15 protein-coding genes are annotated in these 18,944 nt (G+C 54.2%); 5 read left to right on the forward strand and 10 right to left on the reverse strand.

Translation table 11 applies throughout. The features are described 5' to 3' along the window. Positions 1-47: 47 nt before the first annotated feature. Both CRO33_RS08525 and CRO33_RS08530 read right to left on the reverse strand, forming a co-directional pair. Positions 48-1,343 carry a CitMHS family transporter gene (locus CRO33_RS08525; protein WP_097117821.1) on the reverse strand — a complete coding sequence of 432 codons (1,296 nt, stop codon included), beginning with the start codon at positions 1,341-1,343 and terminating at the stop codon, positions 48-50. Positions 1,344-1,676: 333 nt separating this feature from the next. Continuing rightward, positions 1,677-2,807, reverse strand: a complete 1,131-nt coding sequence (locus tag CRO33_RS08530; protein ID WP_097117822.1) for an L-dopachrome tautomerase-related protein — start codon at positions 2,805-2,807, stop codon at positions 1,677-1,679. A gap of 136 nt (positions 2,808-2,943) precedes the next feature. Here CRO33_RS08530 and CRO33_RS08535 point away from each other — a divergent pair, with 136 nt between their 5' ends. After that, positions 2,944-3,825 (forward strand): LysR family transcriptional regulator, encoded by an 882-nt coding sequence (locus CRO33_RS08535; RefSeq protein ID WP_034827577.1) that lies wholly within the window; start codon positions 2,944-2,946, stop codon positions 3,823-3,825. 362 nt (positions 3,826-4,187) lie between these two features. Further along, positions 4,188-6,383 (forward strand): ferric-rhodotorulic acid/ferric-coprogen receptor FhuE, encoded by a 2,196-nt coding sequence (gene fhuE / locus CRO33_RS08540; protein ID WP_097117823.1) that lies wholly within the window; start codon positions 4,188-4,190, stop codon positions 6,381-6,383. Between the two features lie 123 nt (positions 6,384-6,506). Here the strand turns inward: fhuE and CRO33_RS08545 are convergent, their stop codons facing one another. Together CRO33_RS08545 and CRO33_RS08550 are read right to left on the reverse strand one after the other, a co-directional pair. Beyond that, on the reverse strand, positions 6,507-7,493 hold the full coding sequence (locus tag CRO33_RS08545; protein WP_097117824.1) for a nickel/cobalt transporter: 987 nt from the start codon (positions 7,491-7,493) through the stop codon (positions 6,507-6,509). 188 nt (positions 7,494-7,681) lie between these two features. Continuing rightward, positions 7,682-8,830: an acyl-CoA dehydrogenase family protein gene (locus tag CRO33_RS08550; protein WP_097117825.1), complete on the reverse strand. Its 1,149-nt coding sequence runs from the start codon at positions 8,828-8,830 to the stop codon at positions 7,682-7,684. Between the two features lie 211 nt (positions 8,831-9,041). Between CRO33_RS08550 and CRO33_RS08555 the strand changes: the two genes are divergently transcribed. Continuing rightward, positions 9,042-10,100, forward strand: coding sequence for an ABC transporter substrate-binding protein (locus CRO33_RS08555; protein ID WP_097117826.1), 1,059 nt, complete (start codon positions 9,042-9,044; stop codon positions 10,098-10,100). 119 nt (positions 10,101-10,219) lie between these two features. On the opposite strand, the gene CRO33_RS08560 is transcribed toward CRO33_RS08555, so the two are convergent. From CRO33_RS08560 to CRO33_RS08570, 3 genes are all read right to left on the reverse strand, one after another. Then, positions 10,220-11,269: a PLP-dependent cysteine synthase family protein gene (locus CRO33_RS08560; RefSeq protein ID WP_097117827.1), complete on the reverse strand. Its 1,050-nt coding sequence runs from the start codon at positions 11,267-11,269 to the stop codon at positions 10,220-10,222. A gap of 105 nt (positions 11,270-11,374) precedes the next feature. Next, positions 11,375-12,382 carry an ABC transporter permease gene (locus CRO33_RS08565; RefSeq protein ID WP_097117828.1) on the reverse strand — a complete coding sequence of 336 codons (1,008 nt, stop codon included), beginning with the start codon at positions 12,380-12,382 and terminating at the stop codon, positions 11,375-11,377. A gap of 10 nt (positions 12,383-12,392) precedes the next feature. Then, positions 12,393-13,466 (reverse strand): ABC transporter substrate-binding protein, encoded by a 1,074-nt coding sequence (locus tag CRO33_RS08570; RefSeq protein ID WP_097117829.1) that lies wholly within the window; start codon positions 13,464-13,466, stop codon positions 12,393-12,395. Positions 13,467-13,674: 208 nt separating this feature from the next. On the opposite strand from CRO33_RS08570, the gene CRO33_RS08575 reads away from it, so the two are divergent. Then, a complete protein-coding gene (locus CRO33_RS08575; protein WP_097117830.1) occupies positions 13,675-14,451 on the forward strand; it encodes an ABC transporter ATP-binding protein in 777 nt (258 codons plus the stop codon). On the opposite strand, the gene CRO33_RS08580 is transcribed toward CRO33_RS08575, so the two are convergent. After that, positions 14,448-15,347, reverse strand: coding sequence for a LysR family transcriptional regulator (locus tag CRO33_RS08580; protein ID WP_097117831.1), 900 nt, complete (start codon positions 15,345-15,347; stop codon positions 14,448-14,450). The genes CRO33_RS08575 and CRO33_RS08580 overlap by 4 nt on opposite strands. A 156-nt stretch (positions 15,348-15,503) precedes the next feature. Here CRO33_RS08580 and CRO33_RS08585 point away from each other — a divergent pair, with 156 nt between their 5' ends. After that, positions 15,504-16,016, forward strand: coding sequence for a polyketide cyclase (locus CRO33_RS08585; protein ID WP_097117832.1), 513 nt, complete (start codon positions 15,504-15,506; stop codon positions 16,014-16,016). Between the two features lie 73 nt (positions 16,017-16,089). Here CRO33_RS08585 and CRO33_RS08590 read toward each other — a convergent pair whose 3' ends face one another. Both CRO33_RS08590 and CRO33_RS08595 read right to left on the reverse strand, forming a co-directional pair. After that, positions 16,090-17,160 (reverse strand): ABC transporter ATP-binding protein, encoded by a 1,071-nt coding sequence (locus CRO33_RS08590; protein ID WP_097117833.1) that lies wholly within the window; start codon positions 17,158-17,160, stop codon positions 16,090-16,092. Then, entirely contained in the window at positions 17,153-18,922 is a 1,770-nt protein-coding gene (locus CRO33_RS08595; RefSeq protein ID WP_097117834.1) for an ABC transporter permease, read from the reverse strand. The genes CRO33_RS08590 and CRO33_RS08595 overlap by 8 nt, the downstream gene beginning before the upstream one ends. Between the last annotated feature and the right edge of the window lie 22 nt (positions 18,923-18,944).

Consider the following 18,944-nt stretch of genomic DNA (forward strand, 5'->3'; position numbering starts at 1 on the left):
GAGGGTGTAGCCGCGGAAAATAGCGGCTACAAGGGGATAAATATATTCTATATACTGCGATGAAACGGGAAGCAACCGGTGATCAGTGCGACCACTAATAATACAATTGAGGTGATAAACGACCAACGCAGCGTGAACCGTTGTGTCTGTGCATAATCCAGTTTCAGCATGCCGACCAATAAATAGGTCGAGGCAACCAGTGGGCTGAGAATATGAACCGGCTGACCAACTAATGCCGCGCGTGCCATTTCAATCGGTTCGATACCGTAGTGTCCGGCAGCCTGCACCAGCACCGGCAGCATGCCGAAATAGAACACATCGTTCGATACCATCCAGGTGACGGGAATACTGATCAAGGCAGTAATCACCGCCAGATAAGGGCCGAGTGCAGCGGGAATAGTCTGCACAATCGCCTGTGCCAGGGCGTTCGCCATACCGGTTTCAGCAAAAATGCCGGTAAACACCGCCGCAGCGAAAATCAATCCGGCTACGGCAAGGATGGCGGGCGCATGGCGGCCGATCTGCTCCTGCTGTTGGCTCAGTTGCGGATAATTGACAACGAACATGATGGCGGTGGCCAGCATAAACAGATACGCCATGGGCATCACATCCAGAACCAGGAAGGTCATCAATGCAATGGTCAGCGCCCAGTTAAACCAGAAACGCCAGGCCACGCAGTGTTTCTCTTCAAACTGCAGCACGGCAGGTTCCACCGGGACATGCGGCTGGAAACCCAGACGTTTGCGTTCACTTCTGCCGAGCATCACCGCCAGGATAAAAGTCCATGCCACGCAGGCCAGTAGCGGAATCAGCAGCGGGACAAACAGAGCAGAGACGTCAGCCTGAACGGCGGCGGCCGCACGCGCCGTGGGTCCACCCCATGGAAACATATTGCCCAGCCCGGTGCACTGTAATAGCAGAGCGGCAACGCTGAGCTTTGATAATCCGATGCGTTCATATATCGGCATAAACGCGGAAAGCACGATCATATATACGGTCGCGCCATCACCATCCAGGGCAACAATAAAGCCAAGCAGTGCGGTGCCGACAAATATTTTCACCGGATCGCCATCGACTGCAGAAACGATTCTTTTAATAATCGGATCAAACATCCCAGCATCCGTTACGCTCATAAAATAGAGCATCGCGAATATCAACATGACGCCAGTGGGCGCAACGGTACGCAATCCTTTGATCACCATGGCACCCATATCCGCGCCATGGCCAGATAACAATGCGAATAGCGTGGGGATAAGGATTAATGCAGTCAGAGCGGAAAGCTTTTTGCTCATTAATAAGCCAATAAAGCAGATTATCATAAGCAGACTGATGATCAGCAGCATGACGAGGGTTCCTGTCCAGAGGGATAGAGCACGTTTGTGGGTAGCAAACGCAATGTGTTCGGAATAAATAAAAAACAGCGAATGATTATTTATTGTTCAAATTAACCTTCTGCAACCTCGTCTATCTGGCAATATTATCCAGCGTTTTTTTCGGCAGGCACAAGGTTAGGTATACGCGAAAGTTGTGCGTAACCTCTTAGTTTTAATAAATTTAAAATAGCGAACGGTGATGATTTATCTGGGTGTTATTTCCTCCTGTTTATCAATAAAGAGATCGTTGAATAAGCGCGGCGTGACTACCGCGCAAAATAGCTTTAATCGGCACGTTATGGCTTATTGATGATCCCGCGGCGAAGGCTTAATCGGTAACGGCAGACGGTACAGCTTCACCGGATATTCCACGGTTGACGGTTTGCCGCCGGTGGTCGCAGGCGTGCGATTGATCTGTCCGGACGGCATCCACAGTGCGCCGTCTGATACCCACATCGCGTCAATCCACACCAGGCGGGGATCCTGCACCACGGTAGTGACTTTGCCATCGGGCGCAATACGTTTAATGCTGCGGGTATTGATATCCGACGCATAGATATTGCCTTCGGCATCAATGGCCGTTCCGCCGGTGCTCCAGGTTTCGCGTACTTTCTCCGCATGCTTCGCCACTTCTGCAGCCGATAGGGCACTGTCGTTCAGATAACGGGTTTCAATGCGAGCCAGCGGCCCCGGGATCGCCTGGTAATAGAGCCATTTGCCATCCGGCGAAACTTCCAGCTGATCGAGACCCACGCGTTTTTCACGGCCATCGCGCAGAATCAACTTCTTGCCATCTGCATAAATCGGCTGATGATCAATCGAGAGAGGGTGGTTATCCAGCACCCGCCAGCTTTTGCCACTTTTCAGGTTCAGCACCACTAATCCCACCGCACCCGGATCGGTGATATAGGCAAAATCGCCATTAAATCGCACATCATCCAGATAGCTGGTGGGTTGCAGCGTTGGAGCCTTGAACACATAGCTATTGACCACTTTGCCAGTGGCCAGATTGATGTGGACCAGTTTGGCGCCACCGGCCACGGCCTGATCGCCGGTGCCAATCCCCTTATTGCCCGAATCCATCACCCATAGATCGCCATCCGGACCGATGCGCAGCGCATTAACGTGGTAGAAATGATGCTCCGGATCGTTAGCGTTCCACTGATTCCAACTGTCATCGGGAAAGGCTTTCAGCTGATTGTTGATCACTTCCGCCAGCTGCAAACCCGCACCTTCCGATTGCGTTAACGAGGCGAACAGACGGTTGTCATGACTGACGGTAATGCCATTCCACACGCGCGGTGAGGTGGCGACCTGCTCCAGACGACTGTCCTGTTGCATCGGTAACGTCACCGGCAGCGTGTCTTGTGCCAAAACCTGTGCGCTGCTGGCCAAAGCGATCATCGCGACCAGTGTTTTCAGTGAATGTTTCATCCTTTACTCCCTTGTTAAGCGCCACAAGGTGACGCGAACAGCGTGTTGCTCTGTTGTTAATGTCATTCCATCCTGGCAGCGTAGAGTGATAAATTATATTCTCTGAATTTTATCAATTGATTCCTGGTGGGAATGAATGGAACTGAAAGATCTGCATTATCTGCTGGCGGTGAAGGAAACAGGACATCTGGGTAAGGCGGCGCAATCCCTTGGTATCACTCAGCCCGCCTTAACCAAATGTCTGCAACGTCTGGAGAAGTTTTACGCCACGCGGTTAATTCTCAAGGTGGGGCGTGGGATGCAACTCACCGAAGCGGGACTACTACTTTGTGAACGTGCTCAAAAAGTCGTGCACATGATGCAGGTCACCCGGCAGGATTTACAGGCGCTGGGTGCGGGAACGGCGGGCGTTATCCGGTTAGGCGTGGCGGCCACGGCAGCGGAATTTATGCTACCGGTACTGAGTAAGGACTTGTTGCACAAAGCTCCCACCGCCAGACTCGAAGTGACGGTCGGGATGAATGATTTGCTGCAAAAGTTACTGCGTGAGAACAAAGTCGATTTGATTCTGGGTTTTCTGCCACAGGGGAACAGCGAGTTTATTACCCGTCCGCTGATTGAGGATCCGGTGGTGATTGCCGCCAGTCGTCACCATCCGCTGGCGAACATTCATCCGACGCCTGAACAGCTTGATGAATATAACTGGTTGTTACCTTCCGATAACGTCGCGACGCGTCAGTGGCTGGAACAACGCTTGCGCAGCGGTGGCTATGCGGCGCCGCGCGCGCAAATGGAAAGTAATACGCTGTCCCCGCTGCGCGCCGTGCTGGCGCAAACCCAGTTGTTGAGTTTTCTTTCCCGCCGCTTATTAAAAGGTGAGGGCGGTGAGTTGATTGAAATTCCACTGCCGCTGGTCATGATGCCGCGTACCTTTGGCTGGCAATTCCGCTCACTCAGTGAGCTTTCCCCCGCGTCACGTCTTCTGGTGGATTTGGCGGAAAAACGCTGGCCCTGGTGATCCGTTGAATACCATCACGACGAGAACCTGTGATTTATCACAGGTTTGCTCCAATAATCTGCGTGATAATGTCCGAAAATAACCCACCTGTATTATTAATCATTGAAGAATAAGGAAATATCCAAATGTAAAATTGCCGGATAACCGGTAACAATTTCTTGCAATAGTAATCTTAATGCGTATATTTCTCATTTGCTTTCTTAACGGCATTTTTACGGTCGTTCTGTTTGTGCCAGGACGGCACGGTCGGGAAATACCTCATCCTGATATTCCTTTTCAGCACGTTATTTATGGCTGGATCTAACAGACGTCAGCAGCTATGCCGCCAACACAAAATAACGATAAGTTGATTGAGGAATATTATGTCTTTCAAAGAAAAGCGCGTCAGGGAATCAGGCCGTGCACCGCAACGTGCATTGCGTATCTCTGTACTGGCAATGATGGTAGCGTCAGGTATTGCCCAGGCCGCGGATAGCACCAAAACAGAACAAACTCTGACTGTGGATGCCAGCGCCAGCAGCGATGCGCAAGAGCAGGCAGCAAAAGATTACAGCGTCCCGGTCACTCGTGCCGGTACCAAAATGGCATTGACCGCGCGTGATATTCCGCAATCGGTCAGCATTGTCAGCAAGCAGCGTATGCAAGATCAGCAGCTGCAATCCCTGAATGACGTACTGTCGAATACCACCGGTATCAAAGGCATTAGCGGGGATATGGATCGTACTAACTACTATTCGCGCGGTTTTATCATCGATAACTACATGATCGATGGTATTCCAACGGCGTTTGCTTCTCGCTGGAACCTCGGCGATGCGCAAACCGATATGGCGTTGTACGAGCGAGTTGAAGTGGTGCGCGGTGCCACCGGCCTGTTGACCGGCCCAGGTAACCCGTCAGCTTCCATCAACATGGTGCGTAAGCACGCCGACAGCAAAGAGTTCACCGGAAATCTGGAAGCGAGCTACGGCAGCTGGGATAAACAGCGCTATGTCGCCGATCTCTCTGCGCCGCTGTCGCCTGAAGGCAACGTGCGTGGCCGCGTAGTCGCAGGTTACGAAGATAAAAACAGCTTTATCGAGCGCTATGGTTTCGAGAAGAAGTTCATTTACGGTGTGGTGGATGCTGACCTGACCGACAAAACCAAGCTGTCAGTGGGTTATGAATTTACCCAGGTCGATACCGACTCCCCAATGTGGAGTGGTTCGCCGCGTTGGTATACTGACGGTTCACAAACGCATCTACGTCGCGGGTATAACACTTCGCCAGAGTGGGCTTACAATAACAAAGAAAACAAAAAGGTCTTTGTTAACCTGCAGCAGAACTTCGATAACGGCTGGAACATTACGCTTAACGGCACACACAATGAGATGTTCCTCGACAGTAAGCAGCTCTACATTGATGGCTATTTCGATAAGAACACCGGTATCGGCACCTCGCCATATGCTAATTACCCTGTTGTAGGCGGCACTGGATACAACACCGGTAAACGTAAAGTCGATGCCGTCGATGCGTTCGCCAGCGGCCCGTATGAATTGTTAGGTCGCCAACATGAACTGATGGTGGGTGTGAATTACAGCCGTCAGGATAATAAATACTACAGCGCGTGGGCAAATATTTCGCCGGCCGAGCTGGGCAATTTCAATAGCTTCAATGGCAACTTCCCGGAAACCGACTGGAATCCACGTGAGCCGGCATCAGACACGCAATTAGTGCGTCAGAAATCCGCTTATGTCGCCACTCGCCTTTCACTGGCCGATCCGCTGCATGTTATTTTAGGTGCGCGTTATACCAACTGGAATCGTGAGACGCTGAGTGCAGAGATGGAGAAGAACAACACGACACCTTACGGCGGTGTGATTTGGGACTTCTATGATAACTGGTCAGCTTACGCTAGCTATACCTCAGTATTCCAGCCACAAGATTATCAGGATGCTTCGGGTGGTTACCTTTCACCTGTCATTGGTAAGAACTATGAAGCTGGTGTTAAGTCTGATTGGTTGAACAGCCGTCTGACCACTTCAATTTCAGTATTCCGTTCAGAACTGGACAACGTTGCGGAAGCAACTGGGGCGACCAACCCGGATACCGGTAATGCCATCTACGTTGGTAAGAGTGGCGTAGTCAGCCGTGGCGTCGAGTTCGAAGTGAACGGTGCGCTTACGGATAACTGGCAGATGACCTTCGGTGGCACCACCTATGTGGCTGAAGACCGTGATGGTGAGAACTACAACTCACAGCTGCCACGCACCTCGTTCAACCTGTTCACCAGCTATCGTCTGCCGATGCTGGATCAGCTGACGCTGGGCGGCGGTGTGAACTGGCAGTCGAAGACGTACAAAGACGTTGGCGCACCGGACGGCAATGGCACCTGGCGCGCACGTCAGGGCAGCTATGCGTTGGTTGATCTTTTCGCACGTTACGACGTGACGAAAAACCTGAGCGTGCAGGGAAATCTGAACAACCTGTTCGACAAAGAGTATGACGAAAACGTCGGTAGTGGCGGCATCGTTTATGGCGAACCTCGTAGCTTCTCGGTGACTGCGTCTTACCGTTTCTGATTTCAACCAACCGGGCACGCAGCGATGGGTGCTCTGCCAGGATTCACGTGGGTGTTTGTGAGTGAATGGCAGGGGCGGCAAGGATGCCGGCCCGGCGTTGTTCGCATCAGACTTGATAAATTATCAACATCCCGCCGCAATATAATCCCCGTTCGCACTGATCGGTACCACGGTTAAAAACAGCACCAGCGCAAATAAGATCAGCAAAGCGCCTCCGGCAATACGTACCATCCCCAGTATTTGGTGCGTGCGTGGCGATGACTCAGCCAACCACAATTCTCCCGCGCGATGACGGAAATGGCGAACAAACAGGGCCAGCGCAACCAGCGCCATGCCGGTGCCGAGTGCCATGGTCATCACCGCAAACATGCCCCAACGGGTAATACCAATCACGCTGGCAAACAGCAGCACTGTAAGTGCGCCGCTGCAAGGGCGTGCGCCCGTGGCAATAATAATGCCGATCCACCCTTTCCAGTTATCCACTGATTCCGTAATTATGCCGTGATGATGGCCACAGCCGTCATGATGCTGCTCATGCTCATCTTGATGCTGATGCTGATGCTGATGCTGATGCTGATGCTGATGCTGATCTTGGTGCAGGTGTTGATGTTGGTACAGATGCTTATTGCGACCTCGCCAGGCTTGCACCATCATCATCACGCCGAGCGCGGCGATAAACAGCGCGCTGGCTTTTTCCAGATACCAGCGACTAGTGCTGAGATCGCCAGTCGTCAGGTTAAAGCCAACGGCCAGGATAAACACAAAGGCGATGGCGCTAAGGCCCTGCACCAGGCTGCCAAGAAACGGCACGGTGAGGGCGACACCACGCGGCGGTTGATGAGTGGTAAGCCAGGTGGTGACGATAAATTTGCCATGTCCAGGGCCAACCGCGTGCAGGATGCCATAAATGAAGGTCACGCCAATCAACCACAACCCCGCGCTGTATTGCCCGCTATTGATTTGCAGCAGATGCGTCACCAGCAGGCGGTGGAGTTGGATCTGCGTTTGCAGTGACCAGTCGAGAAACGCCGTCCAATGAGAAAAAAGCACGGCGAGCGCGGCAAAAATTGCCAGCGCTACAAGAGTAAATCCATTTTTAGTGGCAGTCATAGCTATCAGATATCGCGGCCCTTAAAACGGACAGCATGCAGGATTTTAGTGCGATTTTATAGGGTGTAAGGCGGAAGTAATCTGGGCGCTCCAATAGCCATTAAACGTGAAAACACAGGTTGGTGATGCTGGAAGCAGCAACCTGGCTCAAAAGCATCAGTGCCCATGTCACCTGCGCAAACGTAACGTTATGAAGTATTCTTTTCAGCAGCCAGGGCGGTTTTGCCCACGGAAGTGAAAATGGCATCACTCTGCGGGGTGTGAATGCGACCACACAACACATCACGATAGTGACGTTGTAACGGATGGTGGCGCGTTAACGCATGATTACCGATGCTTTCCACCATCAGCTCAACGGCACGGATGGCATTTTCTGTCACCACCTGTTTGATCTGTGCTGTATGGCCGCTAGCCACTTGACCGCGTGCGGCACTGTTAAGCAGCGTGTGATTAGTGAACAGCAGTGTATCAATCTGTCCGACTAACTCCTGAAAACGTGGCAAGGATGCCAGCGGTGCACCGAGGTTGGCAGGAGCGCGCTGTTGTAAAAAGCCAATAAACCAGTCGCGTGCACTTTGAGCAATCGCGTCATACAGCGAGCCGAGCAGCACCGCCAGCCACACAGACTCTTCTTCATTTAACCCTGCTTTCGGCGTGCTCCAGGGTGCAACGCTGACTGCGTGATTGAGCGGAATGAGCACCTCATCTAACACCACGCGATGGCTACAGGTGCCGCGCATTCCCAGATGATCCCATTCATCGACGATTTGGATGCCTGGCGCATCGGCGGCCACCAGATAACCGCCGACCAGCGGATCGACATCATCACTGCTGGCCCAGACGAGAAACCAGCTCAGCCCATAGCTGCCGGTGGAGTAAATCTTCTCGCCACTGATGCGCCAGCCCTCGGCGGTTCTTCGCGCTCGGGTTGCGGGCAAACCGCCACGCGCAGGCGTACCCAGTTCCGGCTCGACGCGCAGCGCATTGATTAACGCGCCCTCGGTTACCACGCTGCTCGCCACCGTCGCGCGCACACTTACGGGCCAATCAGATTCCTCACTCAGCCTCCGCGTATTGAGATACTGCATGATCAGAATCAGTGCTGCGGAGGGTTCGCCGCGCGCGACTGCCTGAATGATCGCCTGACAATCGCGTAAATCGCCACCACCGCCGCCTGCGGAGACGGGCAAAGCGAAATACAACAATCCAAGTTGTTGCAGATGAGCAAAAGCCGCGCGCGGAAATTCACCGCTTCGATCAACTTCTTCAGCATGTTCAGCCAATCGTTCGGTGAGGGCTGGCAATATTTCAGCGAGAAAAAGTGTGTTATTTGCCATTGAGAAAACCTTTTTTATCGATGAATAACATAGGGTCGATTGTTTCCTGATATGGCAAGGCTGTAAAAGCAATAAAATCGCTTAACACATGCGTAATCGGCATAATTACACAGCTGGTTGCGCTGTTAATTAACGATTAATCTGCCTGCTCCTGAAATGAATTATTACAACGCTCACTCTTTCACCTGTATATATTTTTGGGAGTAAAATCATGCCAGAAAATTATTTACTTTCGCGTCGTCGCTTTCTTGGGTATTCCGCCGCAGCGATGATGGCGTCTACGTTACCAGGGCGCAGTTTCGCCGAAGATCAGATGCACAATATGCCGATGTCCGGCGACCTGTTGCAGGGTGGTGCGGGTAAATGGGCACTGGCGAAACCCACGCACATTCGCCTCGCGGTGAACCTTAATGCCATTTGCCTGGCACCGGTTGTGGTGGCCGATCAACATAATTTCTTCAAAGCTCACAACCTTGAAGTGGAATTCGTCAACTTTGGCAATTCCACCGAATTATTGCTGGAGTCGATTGCCACGGGGAAAGCGGAAGCCGCCATCGGCATGGCACTGCGCTGGTTAAAAGCGCTGGAGCAGGGCTTCGATGTGAAACTCACCGCAGGCACGCACGGTGGCTGCATGCGCTTATTAGCGCGCAGTGACGGTCCCGCCACGCTGGAGCAGCTAAAAGGCAAAACCATCGGCGTTACCGATATGGCGGGCGCAGATAAGAACTTCTTTTCACTGATGCTGAAAAAGCACGGCGTCGATCCCAATACCGACGTGAACTGGCGTGTATTCCCCCAAGATTTGCTGCCAATGGTGTTGGAGAAAGGGGAAATTCAGGCCGCCAGCGGTTCAGATCCGATTATGTGGCGCCTGGCGCAGAAGCCGGGCTATCGCGAAGTCGGTACTAATTTGATGGATGAGTACGCCAACCTGAGTTGCTGTGTGGTGGGCACGCGTGGCGGTTTGATTCGCGAACAGCCAGAGGTGGCTGCCGCGATTACCCATGCCATCCTGCAAGCGCACGCCTATGCTGCGCAGCATCCCGAAGCGATCGGTAGCGAGTTCAACGGTCAGGCGCTGAATACCACGCCGCAGGAGATCGCCAGCGTACTGAAAACCCATACCCATGGGCACTATTCGGTGGGCAATGCCTTCGTCAAAGAGATCGATGTTTATGCGCGGGATTTGAAGGCTATTAAAGTGCTGCGGCCAGAAACCGATCCGCTGCTGTTCGCTAAGGGTATCACCAGCAATGTGCTGGTGTGAGGGGCGATCTTATAACGCGCAATTTGATGTGGCGGAGTGATTTATCGCGCATTCATCGAGCAGCGTTGTTGCTCAGGAATGCGCCATAAATGACATCGTGATAAAGAAAACCCGGCGAATCAGGCAATCTTTTGTGATGTCTGAATCGCATTTGCTAGCTTGAAAGTCTCAGCAGGCACCTGATGCGCAAACAACTGCGTCGACAGGTAGCTGCTGCCGCCATCTGCCAACAAAACCACGATACGCTTGCCGTGATTCTCCGGCCGCGCCGCCACCTGTTCTGCCGCCCACAATACGGCCCCGGAAGAGTCACCCACCAACACGCCTTCGCTGAGCGCCAGTTGACGTGCCGCCGCATACGCTTGCCAGGTTTCTACGGCGATCACTTCGTCATACACTCGGTGGTCCAGATTCGCCGGGATGCGTTCGGGCGGCTGATTGCTAAAGGCGTGCACCCCGGTGATCTCCAGCGGTTCCGGACGCAATTCGCTGGGTTGTGAACCCACGCCAGGCTCCACCGCGATCACCTGCAGGCTTGGGTACTGCTGTTTGAGATAGCGTCCGGTTCCCGACAGTGTGCCGCCGGTTCCCACTGCCGCAATAAAGATATCCAGCTTGCCGCCGCTGTCGCGCCAGATCTCTGGCCCGGTAGTCTGAACGTGCACGGCCGGGTTGGCGGGATTCTCCAGCTGTAACAAAAAATGGACTTCCGGCTCCGCAGCGGTGACCTTTTCCGCCAGCCATTTGGTGGCGGCGACAAAATCGCCATTGCTGGCTTCATAAAACTCTCGGAAGCCCTCAATGGTGCTGAACGGCACCACTTCAGCACCGTAAGCCTGAATCAGTTGCGTGCGTTCGATGCTAACAAAATCATTGATATAGACGCGGAATTTATAGCCCTTAGCGGCGGCAATCGCCGCCAATCCAATCCCGGTATTACCGCTGGTGGTTTCTACCAGCGTGTCGCCAGGCTGAATGGTGCCGTTGCGCTCAGCGGCTTCGATCATGCTGAGTGCGATGCGATCCTTGACGCTGTGATTAGGATTAAACAGCTCCAGTTTGGCGATCAGTTCGGCCTGAATCTCTTGTTGCTGGGCATAACGCGAGAGCCGCAGCAGCGGGGTATTGCCAATCAGTTCGGTGATTGACGAGGAAATTTTTGCAACCATAGTTCACCTCGTTGGTGGAGTAGCCTGCCTGGGCGCCATGATTGACGCCCCTTGAGATGTGGCAACGTTTCTAAAAGGTACGCCTTCAGGCGCATCACCCTGCCGTTACCATTTCACCGCGCTGCGCTGCCACGAAAGCAAACGGTCACGCACCAGGAATAACAGGGAGATCAGGGAAGAGAACAGCAGCGCCATCACGATCAGCGCCGCATACATATTGGCGTAGGCCGCCCAGCCCTGTGCCCACTGGAGATACCAACCCAGGCCCGATTTCACTCCCATCATCTCTGCGGCAACCAGCACCGAGAACGACGCGCCCAGCCCCATAAATAAGCCGACAAACAGGTGCGGCAATGCGGCGGGTACCGCCACGCGCAGCACCAGGAATATCGAATTGGCGCCCAACGTGCGCGCCACATCGTAGTAACGGGTATCGACGCTGGAAACGCCGGACCAGGTCAGCACGGTCACCGGGAACCAGGTGGCCAGAGCGATGAGAAATACCGCAGCGGAGAAACTGGAGGGGAAGAAGTAAAGTGACAGCGGCAGCAATGCCGTGGATGGCACGGGACCCAGGAAGCGCAAAATCGGATGTACCCAATAGCCGAGTCCTCGCGACCAGCCTATCGCCACGCCGGTCACAAAGCCCACCACGCTGCCGTAGAGAAAACCAAAGGCCAGCAAACGCAGCGAATTGAGCACGCTGTCCAGCAGACGTGGCCGGTCAGTGGCGTAGGCTTCGACCAGTGCGCGCGGCGGTGCAAAGAAGGGCGCGGGCAACAGCGCCAGCTTTCCGGTCACGGTTTCCCACACGCCAATCAGCAGCGCCAGCACAATCAACCACGGCCCGCTACGTTTCAACGGAGCCAGCAGCGCCAGACGCGGAAACACGCCAGAGGCTATTGCCAACACGGTGAGTAACAACGCAATCCCGGCAAACAGTTCATGGGTTTGATCGACAAAGCGCGGGGCAGCAAATCCCTGCGGCTTATCCGGTACCGCCACCATCAGCGCCACTAACGCCCACCATAGCAACAGCGCACCCCAGACGGCGGGTTGCAGGCGGCGCGGTGCTGCACGGTGTTGGGCAATCGTGAGGGTTTCACTGGCCATGACTCTCTCCTTAACTCGACATGTTGCTCATGTGCGCCATGTTACTGGCGTGCTGATGGGCGGATTCGGCGGGCAGCAGTTGCGGCACATAGTGTTCGGCAAACTGCTGCGCATCGGTATCCGGGCGAATCACGTTGATCTTCTTCAACTCCTCAACATAGGTCGCGACTTCACTGCGCAGCTGGGCGCCGGTGGAGTGGTGGTGGTGAGTGTGCTCTTTGAGCATCGCGGTGATGTCCTCCACCGGTACCGAACCTGGCACAAAAGGCTGGAAGATTTTGGCGGTTTCGGCGGGATGATCGGCGGTCCACTGCTGTGCATCCACAATTGCCTGGGTAATGGCCCGCGCGGTGGCAGGATCGTCGCGCACCAGTGAACCGCGCAGACCCAGCACGCAGCAGGTCATGCTGGCGTATTCGCCTTTGAGGTTGTTGTCGACTTCCAGCAGGTTGTGCTGTTTCTTCAGCAGCCAACCCTGTGGGTCATCGGTGGCCAGTGCCTGTACTTCGCCTTTGCGCAGCGCCTCGCCAAACAGATCGGGCGGATACTGCAGCCAGTTGACTTGTTTGTCCGGATCGATGCCCTGTTTCGCCAGCTGCACCGCGAAGAAATTACGAATCGGGCTGGCCTGATCGCTGACCGCGACAGATTTACCCACCAAATCTTTTACATCGCGGATGCCGCTGTTTTGCGGGGTCAGTAAACGCATACAGCCGCCGTGAGTCCCGACGGTGAGATCGACGTCAAAGCCTTGTTCCAGCGGTTTTAGCCAGCGTAGCGCCATGCCAATACCACCATCGGCTTGCCCGGTAGCGATCGCCTGCAGCAGCGCATCGGTCGGGCCGCTGAAGTTAACCGGCTCAACGTTGAGGCCATATTTCTTGAAGAAACCCTGTTTCAGGGCAACGGAAATCGGCGCCTGACACACCGCCGTTTGTCCCCACGCCAGTTTGATGGTTTTAAGCGGTTTGTCGTCGGCGAAAACATTGCTGCTCAACAATGGATTCACCGCTACACCGGCGCTAAATAAACCCAGACCGCGCAATAATGCGCGCCGGCTCATAAAGTATTTTTGCATTGCCATTCTGCTTTCCTTGTCATTAAAGATCACGGGCACTATCGCTTAGTGATTTCCCGTCACCAAATAACAATCCCGCATGAGGTCATGCAGTTTTTCTTTATGAAAAATGACGGATAGGTTTGCCGAAAAGGCTATTTCAATCAGGATAGAGAGACGCTTATGGTTATTTGCTGATAACTGTCGGCACACTATTATTTAGCAGGAGCGAAATATGGCCATGACCTCTGCAGGCGTGAATATTGCTATTGAAAAAGTGAATCACCATTTCACGCTTGAAGGCAGTGATTTACCGGTGCTGGAGAATATCAATTTACAGGTGAAGGCCGGTGAATTTGTCGCTCTGCTAGGGCCTTCCGGTTGCGGGAAATCGACTTTATTACGTTTGCTCGCAGGGTTGGAACCTCCAGCCAGCGGTTTGCTGGCGGAAGAGGGGAAAGCCATTACGGCACCCGATCCCTCACGCGTGGTGGTGTTTCAGGACCCCACGCTCTATCCATGGCGCACGGTGTATGACAACGTCGGTCTGGGATTACAGATTCGCGGTGAGAGCCGCGCAATTCGCGATAAACGCATTAACGCGATGCTAGATCGTGTCGGGCTCAAGCAGTTCGCTCGTGCCTGGCCGCATCAGCTGTCTGGCGGTATGGCCCAACGTGCTGCACTAGCCAGAGCATTGGTGAATGTGCCGCGTTTACTGATCCTCGATGAACCATTAGGCAAGCTCGACTCGTTGACGCGGTTGCGCATGCAGCAGGAGATTGTTGACCTCTGGCAGGAGCAGCAGTTCACCACGCTGATGGTGACCCATGACGTTGAAGAGGCGCTGGTGATGGCGAACCGTGTGGTGGTGTTCAGCCCACGACCGGCGAAGGTGGTGGATGTGATTGAGGTGGATCTGCCCTGGCCGCGCCGCCGTGATGATCCGCAGCTGGTGGCGCTGCGCAGCCAAATATTGAATCTGCTGGGGAATGAGCAGGCGGCCGCTTAAATCGCCGTAGAGAACAGTAATTCACGCAACCAGCGATGTCCGGCATCGCGGTGCGTGCGTTCATGCCAGACCACGATTTTGTTAAAACCCTGGATCGCTAACGGAGGAGGCAAGATCTTCAAACCAGGTAAATCGTGCGTTAAGCGACGCGGCACCACGCTGATCAAATCACTGACGCGTAAGATCTCAGGTAAAACTAAAAAACTGCACACCGAAAGTGTCACATGTCGCGAACGTCCAACCGCGGCTAACGCCTCATCCGTCACGCCCTTGAAGTTGCCTCCCACGTAGGATACTAAGGCGTGGTCCTGTGCGCAGAAACTGTCGAGCGTTAAACCTGCCTGCGCAGACAGTGGATGGTCCTCGCGCATGAGACACACATACTCTTCATCGTACAGCGAGCGGGCGTGCAGATCGGTTGGGGCACTGTCTGGCGTGATCAACGCGATATCGATGTCACCCCGTTCAAACTGCGCAGATAACTGCTCGTTGTTAACGGGCAATACCGCCACGCGGATACCCGGTGCCTGCACTCGTAATGCGGCCATAAAAGGCACAATGACCGCACGCAGGGCATAGTCGGTGGCCGCGATCTTAATGGTCATTTCGGCGGTCGCAGCGTCAAAGGCTTTCGGCTGCAACAGTTCTGACACTTCCGCCAGGATGGCCTTCACGGGCTGAGCCAGCTCCAGTGCCCGCATTGTCGGAACAACGCCGCGCTGCGCCCGCGTGAACAGCGGATCATCAAAACACTCTCTCAGACGCGTTAACATGCCGCTGACTGCAGGTTGCGTCAGGGCTAAACGCTCAGCCGCGCGGGTGACGCTGCGCTCATCCAGTAAGGCATCCAGCGCTTTGAGCAAATTGAGGTCGAGGTTGCGGATATCGGTTTTCATCATCTTCCGGCGATGGTGTGGCAATACCTCATCATACGCTGCTACCAGATATCACGAAAACGTATATCAAAAATAAATAATGGCGATTGGTCTTATTTCATAGGGAGTCAGATACTTCACCCACGATTTATCCACGGTGAGACGAATGAAATGAAAATGAACGCGATTAACTGGCCAGAAGGATTTGTACCGGGCTTTAGCGATAACTACTGTTCCAACGAAGTGATCGTTGCAGGTTTGAGCACCCAGGATATCTGGCCTCTGCTGAATACGCCGTCACTTTGGCCGACTTATTACCAGAACTCGGCGAATGCGCGCTTCTATGACAATAAAGGCCCGGAACTGGCGCAGGGCGTCCGCTTCTATTTCGAAACCTTTGGCTTCCCGGTGGAAGCGCAGGTCACTGAGTACGTAGCACCCGAAGCGGGTGAAGCCGCCCGTGTTTCCTGGCATGGCTGGGCGGGTGAAGTGGGTAGCGAGGACCGTTTAGATGTTCTGCATGCCTGGCTGATTGAAGATCTCTCTGGCAATCGCGTGCGCATCCTGACCCAGGAAACGCAAAACGGCAAACCGGCGGTTGAGCTGGCGAGCGCGAAACCTAATCCGATGATCAACGGTCATCAGGATTGGCTGGACGGACTGGTTGCGGCTGCCAAAGCGCGCAAATAATTAATGCAGGGTCAAAACCTCAATAAAGCGGCCGAAAGGCCGTCTTCACCATAATAGACCCTGCTGCTAGCAATCAATCTTTAGCGAAAATCCACAGATCCTCTTTCGGCAGTGAGACGCGGAAGCGCTGATTCCCGCGGAACTCCTTGCCATACGCGCGCAGCGCAAAATCATCCCCTTCGGTGCGGAACAGGTATTCCCAGCGGTCGCCTAAATACATACTGGTGAGCAAAGGCAGCTCAAGTGCGTTGTCATCAGCGGTGTCAGCGATATTCATACGTTCGACGCGAATCACCGCTGTCCCATCCTGTCCAACCCGCACATCGCCACTCGGTTTACCCCATAGCGCCCATTTTGCCCCGGCAATGCGCGCCCGGCCGCCTTCAACGTGGGTGATTTTGCCGTGCAGACGGTTATTGCTACCCATAAACTCAGCGGCAAACAGCGTTGAGGGCTGGCTGTACATCTCTTGCGGTGTGCCTTGCTGTTCAATCACGCCGTTATTCAGCAACAGAATACGGTCAGAAATCGCCATGGCTTCGTTCTGGTCATGCGTCACCATTAAGGCAGACAGTCCGAGACGAATAATCAGCTCGCGCAAGAACACGCGCGCCTCTTCACGCAATTTGGCATCCAGGTTGGAGAGTGGCTCATCCAGCAAAATCACGGGCGGGTTATAGACCAGCGCACGACCAATCGCCACGCGCTGCTGCTGACCGCCGGAAAGCTGATGCGGGTGGCGTTTGCCAAGATGCCCGAGCCCCAGTTGATCCAACACCGCCTGAACGCGTTGATTAATCTCTGCTGTGGCCACTTTGCGCAACTTGAGCGGGTAGGCCACGTTCTCAAATACGGTTTTGTGCGGCCACAGCGCGTAGGACTGAAAAACCAGGCCGAGATTGCGCTCTTCAGCTGGAATTTCACTTTTCGGCGTGCCATCAAACACCACATTTTTGCCGATAGTAATGCGCCCCTGTGACGGTTTTTCCAGACCAGCCACGGCACGCAATAAGGTGGTTTTGCCGCTGCCGGATGGGCCCAGCAGTGAAACCACTTCGCCTTTTTTCAACTGCATCGATACGCCTTTCAATACAGGATTATCGCCGTACATCAGATGCAAGTTATCTACCGATAATTCAATCATGTAATTTCACTCCAAAGCGTAACGCGATGCCGAGGCCGATCACCACCAGCACGATATTAATCAGGGAGAGCGCAGCCACGATATCAATGGCGCCCGCTGACCACAGTGAGACCAGCATTGAACCGATGGTTTCGGTGCCGGGTGACAGCAGATACACACCGGTTGAGTATTCGCGCTCAAAAATCAGGCACATCAGCAACCACGAGCCAATCAGGCCATGGCGTGACAGCGGTACGGTCACGTGACGCGTGGTTTGTCCCGGGGTGGCACCCACGCTGCGTGCGGCTTCTTCCAGTTCCGGGCCGACCTGCAACAGCGTTGAGGAGATCAGGCGCAAGCCATAAGCCATCCACACCACGGTGTAAGCCAGCCAGACGCTAAAGATGGTTTGACGCAGGGAACGCAGCCAAACGATAAAATTCTCACGCAGCCAGTCAGCAACCGGCAGGCTGGAGAGCCAGCCGTTTTTCAGGGACTGATCGAGCCACATCGGAATGAACAGGAACACCCAGAGAAAAGCCAGACCGGCTAACAGACCCGGCACGGCACGCGGCACCAGCACGCTGTAATCCAGGAAGCGTGTAACCTGATCCTGCTTGCGATGCATGGCGATGCCGACAAACAAATAACAGATCACCGCCACCGCGCCGCCGATCACCCCAATCAGCATCGAGTTGACAATGGCACGCAACAGATTGGGTTGATCCCAGATACTGCGGAAAGTCGCGAAGGATATTTCATCCCACAGTGAGACGCCGACACCCCAATGCGAGATGAACGCACGCATCACCACGCCCAGTAGCGGCACGCCGATGGTGATGGTCAGCCAGGCCAACACCACCGCACCGGCAATCCAGCGCCATTTACCCAACGGCAGGGCGCGCGCTTGTGACGCTTTGCCTTTCATGGTGACAAAACGGTTGGCGGTGCGCATCAGCCAGCGCTGCAGCATCACCAGCGGCACGGTGAAGCAGATCAGCACCACGGCAACAGCGGCCATCAGGTGGTAAGAAGGGGTGCCGAGCTTGTTAGTCAGCTTATACAGATAGGTGGCGAGCACCATGTTGCCTTCCGGATCGCCCAATACCAGCATCAGGCCGAACACCTCTAATCCCAGGAAGAATAGCAGCACACAGGCATACAGAATCGAAGGGCGCACCATCGGTAGGCTGACCGAAGTCATCACCTGTAACGGTGAAGCGCCGACAGTGCGCGCGGCTTCCTCCACATCGGAGCTGACGCTGCGCAATGCCGATGAAATATAGAGATAGGCGTGTGGCACGTGGGTGAGTCCGGCGATCACCACGATGCTGGTCATCGAGTAGATGTTCCACGGCACCACGCCAAACAGCTGATTCGCCCATTGAGACAAGAATCCCACCGGCCCGGCGGCAACCACATAGCCAAAGGCCAATACCATCGGTGAGACAAAGATCGGCACCAGAATCAACGGCTCAATCAGGCGGCGTCCTGGCAGGTTGGTTCTGACCATCAGGAAGGCCAGAATACCGCCGAGCGGAATAGCAATAATCACCAGACCAAACGCCAAAATAAAGCCCGACTCCAGCGCTTTGTAAAAATCAGGGTCGGAGAAAATAAATCCAAAGGAACCGAGCGTCAGCTCTTTCTTTTTGGCAAAGAACGGCGCGGAGAGAAAACTCTGCACCACAATAAACATCAGCGGTACGTAAATAACCAATGCCGTGATCAGAACAATCAATGCACGTGGCAAACTCTGCCACTTTTTCAGTAACCTGCTCATATGCCAACCCTATCAAACACCG

The sequence above is a fragment of the Pantoea sp. GL120224-02 genome, from assembly GCF_900215395.1.
Classification (GTDB): domain Bacteria; phylum Pseudomonadota; class Gammaproteobacteria; order Enterobacterales; family Enterobacteriaceae; genus Pantoea; species Pantoea communis.